Below are 13,275 nucleotides of genomic sequence, written 5' to 3'. Positions count from 1 at the left end.
TACCGAAGCCGGTGCTGGTCAACGGCGTCGCAGCAGCTTGGCCAGCACCGCCGCCTGACTCTCCTCCGGATTGCGGGTGGCGGTCACCAGCGTCACGGTTCCGCGCTTGGCCAGCTTGCGCAGTTCCGCCAGCGCGTCGCTGCCCTGCAGCTCTTTCTCGTAGCGCGAAGCGAACTCGTCGAAGCGTTCGGGCTTGTGGCCGTACCAGCGGCGCAGTTCATTCGACGGTGCGACATCTTTGAGCCAGGTACCCACCCGCGGATCGTCCTTGCGAAACCCTCGTGGCCACACCCGGTCGACCAAGACGCGTTGCCCGTCGTCAGCGCCCGGCTCGTCATAGACCCGCGCCACCCGAACACGGCTCTTGGCGCTCATGCGGCCAGCGTAACGCCGGGCGCAGCGACGGGTGGGCATGAATTGGACCCGCTCGAAGGCCCCACCAGCGCTTGAGAAAGCACTAGTGGGGCCTACAGGATTCAGTTAGGCACGCGGCGTTTGGCCGCGGGAGCCGGGACCCGCAACTCCTGCTGCGGTAGCCGTCTCTTTGCGCCGCATCAGTCCGGCGAGCCCACCCAATCCGAGCAGGCCGACCAGTCCCCACAGCCCGCTGTGGTCACTCTTCTGATTGTTTTGATTGTTGTCTTGTTGCGCGACTGTAGTCGTGGTAGACGACGGGACGGGCGCGCTCTGCAAGGCGGCATTTGCCACCCCGGCACCGCCGAACAACAGCGCCCCCGTAGCGGAAACGACAGCAATGGTCTTACGCATGAACATCCTCCAGGTAACAGGTAAGTAGGAGTGCCGGAATATCGATCGGACAGGTGGCTGGCCTTCCGGCACGGACGACAAAGAAGGCCCGAGTTCAAGGTCGAACGCACGTCGCTTGTACCCTGCGGCAACTTCTCGCAAACATCAGCGGCGACCGTTGGATCCCTGCAGGGCTGTCTATCCGCCGCCGCTCGCGGGAAGGTGTTTGGGCGCTTTCCAAGGCTGGGTATGCGGTGGCAGCGAGCGGTGCGCAGCCCATAGCACGTTCGTCAATTCCTGACTCTGGAGGTGTACCAGCATGGCCGAGATGATTGTCCAATCGCCTGAAGAGGTCATCGCGTTCCTCAAAGCGCAGCACAACCTCATCGAGGACATGTTCGACGAAGTGCTGCATGCCTCGGACCCGAAAGCGCGTGAGAAGCCGTTCATCACACTGCGTCAGTTGCTCGCTGTGCACGAAACAGCCGAAGAAATGGTGGTGCATCCCCGGGTGCGCCGCGAGGTGACCAAGGGTGACGCAATCGTCGATGCGCGGTTGCAAGAGGAGCACGACGCAAAGGAACTGCTGTCGAGCATCGAAAGCCTTGACATCACCTCACAAGAGTTCGTCGACGAGCTCAGCAAGCTGCGTGACGCAGTGCTCGAGCACGCCGAGCACGAAGAGACGGAGGAATTCCCGAAGTTGGAGCGGAAGCTCGACGCCGATGACCTCAAGCGGATGGGCACAGCGGTGCGAGCCGCTGAGGCCATCGCGCCAACGCGGCCGCACCCCGGTGTCGAATCGGCGAAGTTGAATCTCGCTGTCGGACCGTTCGCGTCGATGCTCGACCGCGCGCGTGACGTGATCCAGCAAGCCATCGGCTAGCCGATAGCGGTACCTGGCCGCCTCGACACACGCTAGCTTTTGCAGGTGGCCCTCATTCGCGCGCTGCAGCTGGCAAGGCTGAGTCGCCAACATCGGCAGGCCCAAGCAACCCATGGCTAACGACACGGTCAGGCTGACCGATATAGCGGTCCGGATTCCGGCTCTGTTGGTGGACGCGCCGGTAATCCTGCGCGGCGTCTTGACTGCCTTCTTGACTCGACCGTCGGCTAAGACCTCGATCGGCAAGGTCTTCCAGCACCGTGCGGCACGGCACAGCGGTGACGTCTTCATTCGATTCGAAGACGAAGTCGTGACCTACGGTCAGGCCAACGAAACCGCCAACCGGTACGCCGCCGTGCTCGCCGCGCGGGGAGTACAGCGCGGCGACGTCGTCGCCATCATCCTGGAAAACTCCCCTCTCACAGTGCTGTTGATACTCGCGGTGGTGAAATTGGGCGCGATCGCCGGGATGCTGAACTACCACCACCGCGGTAGCGTGCTGGCCCACAGCGTCGAGCTGCTGAAGGCCAAGGCACTGATCGGCGACGACACGCTACTCGAGGCCGTCGCCGAATCCGGCGCGAAAGTCGGCCAAACCATCAGCGCCGGCGAACTCGAACGGCTCGCCGCCGACGCGCCATCCGAGAATCCGGCAGTGACGTCGACGGTGCGTGCGGAAGAGCCGGCTTTCTACATCTTCACCTCCGGCACCACCGGCGCACCCAAGGCCAGTGTGATGACGCACTACCGGTGGCTTCGGGCGCTCGGCGGGTCCGGCGCCCTTGGCATGCGGCTGAAAAACAGCGACACGTTGTACTGCTGCCTGCCGCTGTACCACAACAGTGCGCTGACCGTCGGGGTCTCGGGGGTGCTCAGCGCCGGCGCCACACTCGCGCTGGGCCGCTCGTTTTCCGCTTCCCGGTTTTGGGACGAAGTACGCCGCTACGACGCCACCGCGTTCCTCTACATCGGCGAAATCTGCCGCTACCTGCTCAACCAGCCCGAAAAGGACAGCGACCACCGACATCGGGTCCGCGTCATCGGCGGCAACGGGTTACAGCCCGACATCTGGGAGGAGTTCGTCACCCGCTTCCACATCCCTCGAGTCTTCGAGTTCTACGGGGCAAGCGAGAGCAACACCGGTTTTGTGAACCTCTTCAACATCCCCAAGACCGCCGGCGTCTGCCCGACAGCGGTAGCTTTCGTCGAGTACGACCCGGAGACCGGCGACCCGGTTCGCGATGAGAGGGGCCGGGTGCGCAAGGTCCGCGGCGGCACGCCGGGGCTGTTGCTGAGCAAGGTCACCAAGAAGCAGCCGTTCGAGGGCTACACCGACGCCGAGGCGACTGAAAAGAAGCTGGTGCGCAATGCCTTTCGTGTAGGTGACGTGTGGATCAACACGGGAGATCTGATGCGTCCACAAGGTTGGCGCCACGCCGTGTTCGTCGACCGGCTCGGCGACACGTTTCGCTGGAAGGGAGAGAACGTCGCGACGACGGATGTCGAAGCGGCAGTGTCGAGCGACCCGACCGTCGAAGCAGTGACGGTTTTCGGGGTACAGGTGCCCGGCACCGACGGGCGCGCCGGGATGGCGGCGGTGGTGCCGAAGGAGGGTCAGTCGTTCGACGGTGCGTCGCTGGCTAAGACGGTGTACGAGCAACTGCCCAGCTACGCGATGCCGCTATTCGTGCGAGTCGTTGACTCGCTGGAGCACACACCGACGTTCAAGAAGAAAAAGGCCGATCTGCGCGAACAGGGCTACGGCCCCGACCTCACCGATCCGCTGTACGTGCTGGAAGGTCGCGACGAAGGCTATGTCCCCTACTACGACGAGTACCCCGGCAAAGTAGCGGCCGGCTCCCGACCGAAAAGCTGACGAACCGTCCACAGCTGCGCTCAGTTCGCGTCGATGCGGGCGGCGTGCTCCAGTTCGCGCAGCGCAGGTTCGATGCCGTCGGCCAATTCGTCTATGTCGTTTGCGATCTCAGGCGTGGTGACGAAACCGAAGTCCACCGATCCGCAGTAGCTGAAGCACGTGACGTTCAGCCCGACGTCCATGACCAGGGGACCGATCGGCACCAGCGTTTCCACCACGGCGCCGGCCATGTAAATCGGGAAATCGGGTCCTGGCACGTTGGAGACCACGAGGTTGATCGGGGCGACGTTTCGCCCGAGCCGGCTGGCGGTGTATGCCCGCGCTGCCAGTCCCAGCAGCCCGGGCGGAGTCGTCTCGGTCAAACCCATTATCTGGTGTGCCGTAAGGGCTTTCGCCATCGACTTGGCGCCCTGCGTGCTGGCATGGATGGCTTTCATCCGCTCACCCGGATCGGCCATATTGGTCGGAAGGCTGACCGTCATCGAGCTGATCTGGTTTCCGATATCGCTGTTCTCGCGGCGGGTGGACACCGGCACCTGGGCCAGCAGCGGCCGGTCTGGCAGCTCTTCTCGATCATCCAAGTAGCTGCGCATGGCTCCGCACACGATCGCCAGCACGACATCGTTGACCTTCACGGCGAAGGCGTCTTTGACCGCTTTGACGCGGTTCAGCGGCACCCTGCTGCCGCTGATGCGCCGGTGCGGCGATACCGGGGCGTTGAAGCGTGTGATCGGCGCGTCGAAATAGCGGGGCGGCTTGTTGTTCAGCCCACGCACCGCTAGCTGCTGGCGCGCAACCTGCTCGACCATGCGCATCATCCGATAAGGCGTCCGCACGGCGAGGTTGAAAAGCCCGCCGACCGCGCGGATTTCGAAGCGCGGGATGCCGATACCGACAAGCGAGTCCTTCGGCTCATCGGCGGGCGGGCGCGGTTCGGGGGTGGCGTCAAGCATGATTTCGCTGAGCCCGGCGCCGGAGACGCCGTCGATGAGGGCGTGGTGCATTTTGGTCAGGGTGGCCACTCGGCCGTGTTCGACGCCTTCGATGAACCACATCTCCCATAGCGGCCGGCCGCGATCCAATTTGTAGGACATCAACCGCCCGATCAGGTCGTCGAGTTCTTTGCGGCCGCCCGGCGGCGGTACCGCGATGCGGCGGATGTGGAAGTCGATGTCGAGGTCGGCGTCCTCAACAAACCATGGCCGGTCTAACCCCAGCGGTGCCCCGGCCACCCGATAGCGCAGCTGCGGCATTTCCGGCAGACGGCTGGCCAGTAGGTCGCGGACCGTGTCGAAAGAGAAGTCCGGGGCATCCGACGGATCGCAGATCATCAAGCCGCCGACATGCATATGCCAGCCCGGCGTTTCTGCAAACCAGAACGCCGCATCAGCGCTGCCAAGCCGTTTCATGTCCATAGCCTAGGGACGCGTAGCGGACACCGACGCGAATTCGCCATCGCCTGAAGGCCCGCTAAGTCGCGGACTCGTTTCGCTGATAGTCATTAGGCTCGGTGACATCCGATCTCTTGCCCGGCCGAAGCCGGGCAGTAGGGGGTGGAGATGGACGAGAGGGCCGAACACACGATCCCGTCGGCTTCTCCCTCGGGTCACCGGGGACGGGGGTTTTCGGATCAGCGGCGCGCCGTTACCGGTCCGCTGTGGCAGGCGCTGGGGCCGTTCACCCGGACCGGTGGTTTCTACGCGCGGTCCTGGGCTGACTACTTGGATCGTCAGCCTGGCGAGCTGCCCGTGGGACGACCCAGTATCACGCTGGCGGCTCAGGCGTTCCTCGACGAAATCGTGCTGCTGGGTTTTCACGTGCTGCGGTCGGCGCCCGACGCGCCGACACAAGAACGCATCCACCGCGAGGTGATCGCGGCACTCGACCTGTATGGCCAAAAGGGCTGGCTTGAGCATCCCGAGGGCTTTTTCCCCACACCCGCACCACCCAGCCGCGTGTCGATCAGTCCAGTGAACAGCCGCGGTCGCACCTACGAACGCATGGCCTTCGACAGCGAATATGAGCCGCATCCAGGAGAACCGGGGCGAGAACGCTGGCTTGGCTATGTCTCCAACAACCGCGTGTACGCCTTGATGCTGCGGCACAGCGAGCCCCGACCATGGCTCGTCTGCGTGCACGGCGCGGAAATGGGAAGGGCGGCACTCGACCTCACGCTGTTTCGAGCGTGGCATCTGTACTCCGACCTTGGCCTGAATGTCGTACTTCCGGTGCTTCCCATGCACGGCCCGCGCGCCCGCGGCCTACCGAAGGGCACCTCGTTCCCCAGCGCAGACGTACTCGACGACGTTCACGGTGTGGCGCAAGCGGTTTGGGATCTCCGGCGCCTGCTGTCATGGATCCGGTCACAGGGACCCGCCGCAATCGGGCTAAACGGCATCTCCCTCGGCGCCTACCTCACATCGCTGGTCGCCAGCCTCGATGGCGACCTGGCTTGCGCGATTCTCGGTGTTCCTCCCGTCGACCTGGTCGAACTGGTCAGCCGCCATACCGGCCTCAGCCACTACGACGCGCTCGCTCGAACGCTGGAACTGGCCAAGCCGATCGGCCGGATGATCTCTCCGCTTGCGCTGACTCCCCTGGTGCCCGAGCAGGGCCGCTTCATCTACGTCGGGATCGCCGACAGATTGGTACACCCACGCGAAGAAGCGACCCGGCTGTGGCAACACTGGGGCAAACCCGAGATCTGTTGGTACCCCGGCGGCCATACCTGGTTCTACCGCTCGCGGCCAGTACAGCGATTCGTGGACCATGCGCTGGCGCAGTCCGGGCTGCTCGACCGTTGAACGCAGCCGCCGCCCGTAGCCTGGTGACGTGAGCGTTGCACCGGATACAACCGTCGTCCTGCAGGACCGCTTCGCCCGCGAGTTGCCGGAGATGGGTGTGCGCTGGCAAGCCGAGACGCCTCCCGACGCGCAACTGCTGGTGCTCAACGAGCCGCTGGCCGCCCACCTCGGGCTGGACGCGGGCTGGCTGCGAACGCCTGACGGGCTGCGTTTCCTGGTGGGCAACCGGCTTCCCGCCGATGCCACTCCGGTAGCCCAGGCCTACGCCGGGCATCAATTCGGCGGCTACGCCCCGCGGTTGGGCGATGGTCGAGCCTTGCTTCTCGGGGAGCTGGTCGACGGCAACGGCGGCCTTCGGGACATCCACCTGAAGGGGTCCGGCCCGACGCCGTTCGCGCGTGGCGGTGACGGCCTGGCCGTCGTTGGACCGATGCTGCGCGAATACATCGTCAGCGAGGCGATGCACGCGCTGGGTGTTCCGACGACGCGATCGCTGGCCGTGGTGGCCACGGGGCGTCCGGTACAGCGCGAGACGCTACTGCCTGGCGCCTTGCTGGTCCGCGTCGCCAGCAGCCATCTGCGAGTGGGCAGCTTCCAGTACGCCGCGGCTACCGGCGACGTCGACCTGCTGCGACGCCTGGCCGATCATGCGATCGGCCGTCATCATCCGGGCGCCGCCGCAGCCGAGCGTCCCTACCTCGCACTGTTTCAAGCCGTCGTCGCTGCCCAGGCGTCACTGGTGGCGCGATGGATGCTTGTCGGGTTCGTCCACGGCGTCATGAACAGCGACAACATGACCATCTCCGGCGAGACCATCGACTACGGGCCCTGCGCCTTCATGGAGGCCTACGATCCCGAGACGGTCTTCAGCTCCATCGACTTTTGGGGCCGTTACTCCTACGGCAACCAGCCGGAGATGGCCGCGTGGAACCTGGCCCGATTAGCTGAAGCGCTTCTCCCGTTGATTTCGGACGACGTCGACGAGGCGTTCGCCCTCGCCGAGGAGGCATTCGGCGCATTCCGCCCGCAGTATCAGGCCGCCTGGTCGGTGGGCATGCGAGCCAAGCTGGGCTTTTCTGCGGACCTCGAGGCCGACGTCGTCGCAGCACTGGCCGACGAGTTGCTTCACCTGCTGCGGGAGAGCCACGTCGACTACACCTCGTTCTTCCGTCGCCTCAGCCAAGCGGGCCGCGCCGAGGCGGAACCCGTGCGCCGTCTATTCATCGACCTGGCTAGGTTCGACGGCTGGATGTCGCGCTGGCGAGCTCTCGAGCCGGACGTCGAGTTGATGGACCGCGTCAACCCGATCTATATCCCGCGCAACCATCTCGTCGAGGAGGCGTTGACCGCGGCCATGGCGGGTGATCTCGATCCCGTTCACCGACTCCTTGCCGCAGTGACCGCGCCCTACGACGAACGGCCGGGCCTGGAGCGGTATGCGTCCCTTGCCCCAGAGGATTTCGGCGCGTACCGAACGTTCTGCGGCACCTGACCATGCGAGTCGGCGCGCCAACAATGGTGTCGCTGGGTTAACCGTTGTAAGGACGATCGTCCGCGCAGAACAATGAATATGTGACTAGCCGCTGGCGGCGACCCGACACCGTCGTAACTGGTGTTAAGGGCAAAAGCCCTCAGCGCGCTGTTGGTCTGGCCATCCTGATCGCTGGGCTCCTTCTGATCCTGTCTGTCTTCCTGGAATGGGGCCGCATCGCGATCGGCGCTGAGTCACACAGCCTCGCGCAGGCGTCGGTGTCTGGGGCAGGAACAGTTTCGATCACGATGCCTCAGGATGACCCGGAGTTCGAGCGGTACGCCGCGAAGTCTCTTGAACACGTGGTGGGTCACGGCGGCTTGTGGGTGGCCATAATCGCTGTCTTGATTATCGCCGCCGGCGCCGCGTATCTGTGGCTGCCCCCACGCGAAGAGGCCGCTATCGCTGTCGCCCTGCTAGCCAGCATCGGTTCGGTTCTTTGCCTGGCGTCCGCGCTGAACGTACGGAGGATTTTCGGTGACGCCTTCGACGTGGCCGCAGCGCACTATTCTCTGGGCTACGGTTTGGCGCTCGCTTGCATCACGACGATAGTTCTTATCGCACTGGGTGTAGCGGGGTTAGTCTTGGAGCGTCCGGTGGCCCGATAGCTGCCATTTCGGCAGTTTGCTGCCCAAATAAGTAGTGAGCCGAAAATGTCGCGGTTAGTGCGAATCAGCAGGGGTAACGGTCGCGCACTCTTTTCATTCTGCAAACACATGGCATTTGCTGCTGTTTCATTCCAGGCGGCCGAGGCAATAGGTTGGGCCTGTCGGTTCCGTAGTTCCGACAAACGACAGGAGAGGAAACCATGCTCAAGAAGTTGCTGACGGGTGTTCTGGCAGCAGGCGCCATGGCAGTTCCGCTCGCGGCGGCGGCGTGGGCGGATCCACCGCCTAATCCAAATCCGCCCGCTGTGCCAGGGGGCAACGACCAGGGTCCGGCGAATCCCGCTGCGCCAGCGGGTCAGGGTACCAATGGACAGGGCCCGGTTTGCGTCGTCGGCATCAATCCTCCGGCCCCTGGGACTCCCGTCCAGGGCGCATCCGCGCAGGGCACTCCAGTCCAGGCGGCTCCCGGGGCGACGTGGCAGCAAGTCGCCACGCTGCAAGGTCCCGTCGCTTCGAACCTCGGGCTGCCCGCCGGACAGCAAATGAATGTGTTCTGCGCGCCAAGTGGATCGCAGAATCCGCAGAGTCAGCCGGCCGGCTACCAGCCGGGCCAGACGAACCCGGGTCAGAACCCGGCTCAGGGCCCGCAGAACCCAGCGCCGGGCCAGACCGGGCCGGAGAACCCAGCGCCGGGCCAGCAGTAGACCGTTCGCGCACAACAGAACAGGATTTGCCCCGTCAGCTTCGGTGAGGAGCTGGGCGGGGCGAATTCTGTTACCGACCAACGGGGTGCGACGAGGACCTAGTGTCCTGAGTCATTAATTCGTGGGTTCTTGTTAGTATGGGTGATGCCGTCACCGCATGCCGCGCAGATCGTGTTGACCAAGGATGAACGCGCCGAGTTGGAGAGCTGGGTGCGGCGGCGCAAGAGTGCCGCCGGGTTGGCCCTTCGAGCCAGGATCGTGCTGGCTGCCGCCGATGGTGGATCCAATGTCGAGCTTGCAGACAGGTTGGAATTGGATCGGAACACGATCCGCAAGTGGCGCAATCGGTTCGCAGAGAAGCGGTGCGACGGACTGCTCGACGAACCTCGACCGGGCCGGCCCCGGGTGGTGGGTGACGAGCAAATCGAGGTGCTGATCACCGCGACGTTGGAGTCCAGTCCAGCTGATGCCACGCACTGGTCGACCCGATCGATGGCCGAGCACCTGGGCCTGTCGCAGTCGATGGTCTCTCGGGTGTGGCGGGCCTTCGGATTGGCTCCGCACAAACAGGATTCGTGGAAGCTGTCCAGGACCCGCTCTTCGTCGCCAAGGTCCGCGACATCGTCGGGCTGTACCTCGATCCGCCGGAACGAGCGATGGTCTTGTGTGTGGACGAGAAGACCCAGATCCAGGCACTCAACCGCACCGCACCGGTTTTCCCGATGCTGCCGGGCACCCCGGCACGCGCCACCCACGACTACGTCCGTCACGGCACCTCGAGCCTTTATGCAGCCCTGGACCTCGCCACCGGCAAGATCATCGGCTCACTGCACGCCCGCCACCGCTCCCAGGAGTTCCTGGCGTTCCTCAAGAAGATCGACGCCGAGGTGCCCGCCGATCTGGACTGCCACGTCGTGCTCGACAACGCATCCACCCACAAGACGCCCGCGGTGAAGCGTTGGCTGACAAACCATCCGCGCTTTGTGCTGCACTTCACCCCAACCAGCTCATCGTGGCTCAACCTGGTCGAGCGCTGGTTCGCCGAACTGACCACCAAGAAACTGCGCCGCGGTGCCCACACCTCGGTGCGGCAACTCAATGCCGACATCCGCGCGTGGATCGAGAACTGGAACGACGACCCCAAGCCCTACGTCTGGACCAAGACCGCCGACCAAATCCTTGAATCCGTTGCCAACTACTGCAAACGAATTAATGACTCAGGACACTAGGCAAAGAGTTCCGGGTGTGCGGCGACGTACTGCTCGACCGTCTGCGCGGGTTGACCGGTGATGTGCTCGACGTCGTCGGTCGAGCGGTCGTACCGGTTCTCCTGATGTAGACGCGCCATGGCGGCCAGATGCTGCTGAACCAGGTCGGATAGCCCGGAGTTCCGCAGGTACTGGTGAACCCAGTCGTCGTGGGGGATGTCTTCGGCCGTGATCGGGCGGCCCAGCGCGTGGGAGTACTGCTCGGCCAGACCATGGATGTCAAGCTCCTGCGGACCGGTCAGACCGTAGACCTGCCCGGTCTTCGGCGGGGCGAGCAGGAGGGTAGCAACCACCCGCGCGACGTCGTCGGCGGCGATCGGCGAGGTGCGACCGGCGCCGAACGGCAGAGCAAGAACGCCGTGTTCGCGCACGGATCGCCTGGCCAGCACCGTGAACAGCGGACTGTCCAGTAACACGGTGGGACGCACATGCACAACCGGTAGGCCCGACCAGTTCATGATCTGCTCGGCGAGCCAGTACAGCCGGTGCGCACGAGACTCCTGGGTGCTCGTCAGTGTCATCTGCGCCACCGTCATCTGGGACATGTTGATGACCACCTCGACGGCGCCCAGTTCGCGAGCCGCGGCGCAGACAATCGCGGTTTCCTGCAGATACTCCAAAGAGACGCGAGTGTTGAACAAGATCCGCCTGATACCCCGCATCGCGTCGGCAACATGCCCAGAACTAGTGAGATCTGTGACCACGACTTCGGCCCCGAGTTCGCGAAGTCGACTGGCGCGGGCATCGTGGCGACGCACCACTACCCGCACCTGCTCACCGTTGCCCAGGAGCAGCTCGACAACCAGGTCGTTCACTCTGCTCGAAGCCCAAGCATCCCCCACGATCAGATACACACAGTGAACCTATCGACCGCTGGCTGAAGACACGTCCAAAACGGACGCGACCGTCGACCTACACAGTTGAGTGGTTCGGGCAGCGGCCGGTGCTCCGACGCTGTCCTGGCTCGATTAGCCAGACGTATGCTCCCCTGCATGAGCAGGCTCGCAACCGACGCACCCGTCTTGGTACGCGCGGAAGGGCAGGTGGCTCGCATCACCCTCAACCGACCGGAGAAACGCAACGCGCTCAGCCTCGAGCTGACGGAGGAATTGATCGCCAGGCTGCGCCGGCTCAGTGAAGATCCTGGCGTGCGGGTGATCGTCATCGACGCGGTAGGGCCGGTGTTCTCCGCGGGGCACGACTTGAGCGAGATGGTCGGCCGCGACGTCGCCTTTTACCAGCGCCTGTTCGAGGTATGCACCGACCTCATGGAGACTATTCACCGCCTGCCCCAACCGGTGATCGCGAAGGTCGAGGGAATGGCGACAGCGGCGGGCTGTCAGCTTGTCGCCGCCTGCGACCTCGCCGTGGCGACCCACGCAGCACGTTTCGCCACCCCGGGGGTGAAGCTCGGGCTGTTCTGCTCGACCCCGATGGTGCCGTTGTCGCGCGCGATCGGCAGGAAGCGTGCCCTGGAAATGTTGCTTACCGGCCAACCGATCTCCGCTGAGACCGCCCACGAGTGGGGCCTGGTGAATCGCGTGGTGCCTGCGGACTCGATTGACGACGAACTCGGCGCCATCGTCGACGCCATCGTGGCATCCAGCCCGCTGACCGTAGGGATCGGCAAGGAAGCGTTCTACGCGCAGATCGAGCTCGACGAACACCGGGCCTACGATCTGACGAAGGCGGTCATGGCCATGAACGCCCGCGCCGACGATGCCCAAGAGGGCATGTGCGCATTCCTTGAAAAGCGTCCAGCAACGTGGGCTCGACGCTAGCCGCCGTCAGTAGTGGTAGGTGTCCGAAGGCGCGGGCCGGTGAACCGGTTCGTCCTCGAACTCAGCAGCTTCGATCCCGTAGGCACGAGCCAGATCCAGGATCTTGGTGGCTCTGGCGATGCGCGGAAGATCGGACCCGTTGCGAATCTCTCCCCCGTCGCGTTCGAACTCAGCGAAAAACTCTTTGGCCCAGGCGATTTCATCCTGTGATGGGGATAGTCCGTCATTGACCACGGAACATTGGTCCGGAGAGAGGCAGATCTTGCCCGTCATCCCAAACTCCGCGGAGACAGCGGTCGCCTCGATCAATTTCAGCGGGTTGGAGCCGATAGTCGGCCCGTCGATGGCACTGGGCAGGTTGGCCGCCTTGGCGGCGATGGTGAAGCGTGAGCGGGCGTAAGCCAGCGTCGCCGGGTCTTCTCCGAAACCAGTGTCGCGGCGGAAATCGCCGATCCCGAACGCAAGCCGGAAAGTGCCCTTGGCGGAAGCGATCTCAGTGATGCGTTCCAGGCCCCGGGCTGTTTCGACCAGCGCCACGATTGGCACGTTAGGCAGTCGTTTCGCTGTCTCGGTCACATGGTCCACCGATTCGACCATCGCCAGCATCACCCCGCCGACCGAGGTGTCGGTCAGCATGCCGAGATCGTCCGCCCACCATGGGGTGCCGAAACCGTTGATGCGAACCCAATCGGTGTTTCCGGCGCGAAGCCAACGCGCCACGTGGTCGCGAGCTGCCGCCTTGTCCTTGGGAGCGACCGCATCCTCGATGTCGAGCACGACGATGTCCGCAGGAGAGCGCGCAGCGTCTTCGAACCGGTCGGGATGCGCGCCGTTGACCAATAACCAACTCCGGGCGAGAACCGGATCGATGCGTGAACCGACGCCAGTGGCGTCCGGCGCGGTGGTGTCGATCTGTTCGTACATCGAGTGATCTGCCGTCTCTTCGTTCGGTCGCGGTCTACCTGCTTCTATGCCACAACCGTAACGGCATCGCAAACCGCCTGATCCGCAGGTACCGCACCGACAGCACGAACGATGCATGAGTGTCGAGCGCACCGATTTCGACAACG

11 protein-coding genes and 1 pseudogene are annotated in these 13,275 nt (G+C 64.2%); 7 read left to right on the top strand and 5 right to left on the bottom strand.

Annotated features, from left to right (window positions below; translation table 11 throughout):
• Nucleotides 1-18: 18 nt before the first annotated feature.
• The gene (locus G6N15_RS14975; protein ID WP_083088388.1) at nt 19-375 is read right to left on the bottom strand and encodes a DUF488 domain-containing protein; all 357 of its coding nucleotides are present in this window, start codon (nt 373-375) and stop codon (nt 19-21) included.
• Between the two features lie 105 nt (nt 376-480).
• The gene (locus tag G6N15_RS14970) at nt 481-768 is read right to left on the bottom strand and encodes a WGxxGxxG family protein (RefSeq protein ID WP_083088401.1); all 288 of its coding nucleotides are present in this window, start codon (nt 766-768) and stop codon (nt 481-483) included.
• Nucleotides 769-1,066: 298 nt separating this feature from the next.
• Between G6N15_RS14970 and G6N15_RS14965 the strand changes: the two genes are divergently transcribed.
• Both G6N15_RS14965 and fadD6 read left to right on the top strand, forming a co-directional pair.
• Nucleotides 1,067-1,633 carry a hemerythrin domain-containing protein gene (locus tag G6N15_RS14965; protein WP_083088389.1) on the top strand — a complete coding sequence of 189 codons (567 nt, stop codon included), beginning with the start codon at nt 1,067-1,069 and terminating at the stop codon, nt 1,631-1,633.
• Between the two features lie 112 nt (nt 1,634-1,745).
• Nucleotides 1,746-3,509: a long-chain-acyl-CoA synthetase FadD6 gene (gene fadD6, locus G6N15_RS14960; protein WP_083088390.1), complete on the top strand. Its 1,764-nt coding sequence runs from the start codon at nt 1,746-1,748 to the stop codon at nt 3,507-3,509.
• A gap of 20 nt (nt 3,510-3,529) precedes the next feature.
• Here the strand turns inward: fadD6 and G6N15_RS14955 are convergent, their stop codons facing one another.
• The gene (locus G6N15_RS14955) at nt 3,530-4,918 is read right to left on the bottom strand and encodes a WS/DGAT/MGAT family O-acyltransferase (RefSeq protein ID WP_083088402.1); all 1,389 of its coding nucleotides are present in this window, start codon (nt 4,916-4,918) and stop codon (nt 3,530-3,532) included.
• A 150-nt stretch (nt 4,919-5,068) separates the two neighbouring features.
• Between G6N15_RS14955 and G6N15_RS14950 the strand changes: the two genes are divergently transcribed.
• The 4 genes and pseudogenes from G6N15_RS14950 to G6N15_RS14935 all read left to right on the top strand — a co-directional run bounded on the left by G6N15_RS14950 (nt 5,069) and on the right by G6N15_RS14935 (nt 10,385).
• A complete protein-coding gene (locus G6N15_RS14950; RefSeq protein ID WP_232070244.1) occupies nt 5,069-6,313 on the top strand; it encodes an alpha/beta hydrolase family protein in 1,245 nt (414 codons plus the stop codon).
• Nucleotides 6,314-6,341: 28 nt separating this feature from the next.
• Entirely contained in the window at nt 6,342-7,805 is a 1,464-nt protein-coding gene (locus tag G6N15_RS14945; RefSeq protein WP_083088391.1) for a protein adenylyltransferase SelO, read from the top strand.
• An 80-nt stretch (nt 7,806-7,885) separates the two neighbouring features.
• Nucleotides 7,886-8,452, top strand: a complete 567-nt coding sequence (locus G6N15_RS14940) for a hypothetical protein (RefSeq protein ID WP_083088392.1) — start codon at nt 7,886-7,888, stop codon at nt 8,450-8,452.
• 848 nt (nt 8,453-9,300) lie between these two features.
• Nucleotides 9,301-10,385, top strand: a pseudogene (locus G6N15_RS14935) (IS630 family transposase).
• Here G6N15_RS14935 and G6N15_RS14930 read toward each other — a convergent pair.
• Complete coding sequence (locus tag G6N15_RS14930; RefSeq protein ID WP_232070243.1) at nt 10,382-11,239, bottom strand: NAD(P)H-binding protein; 858 nt, start codon at nt 11,237-11,239, stop codon at nt 10,382-10,384. The pseudogene G6N15_RS14935 and the gene G6N15_RS14930 sit on opposite strands and share 4 nt — an antisense overlap.
• Before the next feature lie 177 nt (nt 11,240-11,416).
• On the opposite strand from G6N15_RS14930, the gene G6N15_RS14925 reads away from it, so the two are divergent.
• Nucleotides 11,417-12,205, top strand: coding sequence for an enoyl-CoA hydratase (locus G6N15_RS14925; RefSeq protein WP_083090001.1), 789 nt, complete (start codon nt 11,417-11,419; stop codon nt 12,203-12,205).
• 6 nt (nt 12,206-12,211) lie between these two features.
• Here G6N15_RS14925 and G6N15_RS14920 read toward each other — a convergent pair whose 3' ends face one another.
• Entirely contained in the window at nt 12,212-13,129 is a 918-nt protein-coding gene (locus G6N15_RS14920) for an HpcH/HpaI aldolase/citrate lyase family protein (protein ID WP_083090000.1), read from the bottom strand.
• Nucleotides 13,130-13,275 lie beyond the last annotated feature (146 nt).

It is taken from the genome of Mycobacterium noviomagense, assembly GCF_010731635.1.
GTDB classification, from domain to species: domain Bacteria; phylum Actinomycetota; class Actinomycetes; order Mycobacteriales; family Mycobacteriaceae; genus Mycobacterium; species Mycobacterium noviomagense.
The sequence above is the reverse complement of the archived record's forward strand: the minus strand, read 5'-3'. Positions and strand labels throughout refer to the sequence as shown.

What these genes read in the sequence shown, in the direction of transcription:
- G6N15_RS14975 (WP_083088388.1), bottom strand. Translation starts at nt 375, where the DNA reads ATGAGCGCCAAGAGCCGTGTTCGGGTGGCGCGGGTCTATGACGAGCCG.
- G6N15_RS14925 (WP_083090001.1), top strand. Translation starts at nt 11,417, where the DNA reads ATGAGCAGGCTCGCAACCGACGCACCCGTCTTGGTACGCGCGGAAGGG.
- G6N15_RS14965 (WP_083088389.1), top strand. Translation starts at nt 1,067, where the DNA reads ATGGCCGAGATGATTGTCCAATCGCCTGAAGAGGTCATCGCGTTCCTC.
- G6N15_RS14955 (WP_083088402.1), bottom strand. Translation starts at nt 4,918, where the DNA reads ATGAAACGGCTTGGCAGCGCTGATGCGGCGTTCTGGTTTGCAGAAACG.
- fadD6 (WP_083088390.1), top strand. Translation starts at nt 1,746, where the DNA reads ATGGCTAACGACACGGTCAGGCTGACCGATATAGCGGTCCGGATTCCG.
- G6N15_RS14970 (WP_083088401.1), bottom strand. Translation starts at nt 768, where the DNA reads ATGCGTAAGACCATTGCTGTCGTTTCCGCTACGGGGGCGCTGTTGTTC.
- G6N15_RS14920 (WP_083090000.1), bottom strand. Translation starts at nt 13,129, where the DNA reads ATGTACGAACAGATCGACACCACCGCGCCGGACGCCACTGGCGTCGGT.
- G6N15_RS14950 (WP_232070244.1), top strand. Translation starts at nt 5,069, where the DNA reads ATGGACGAGAGGGCCGAACACACGATCCCGTCGGCTTCTCCCTCGGGT.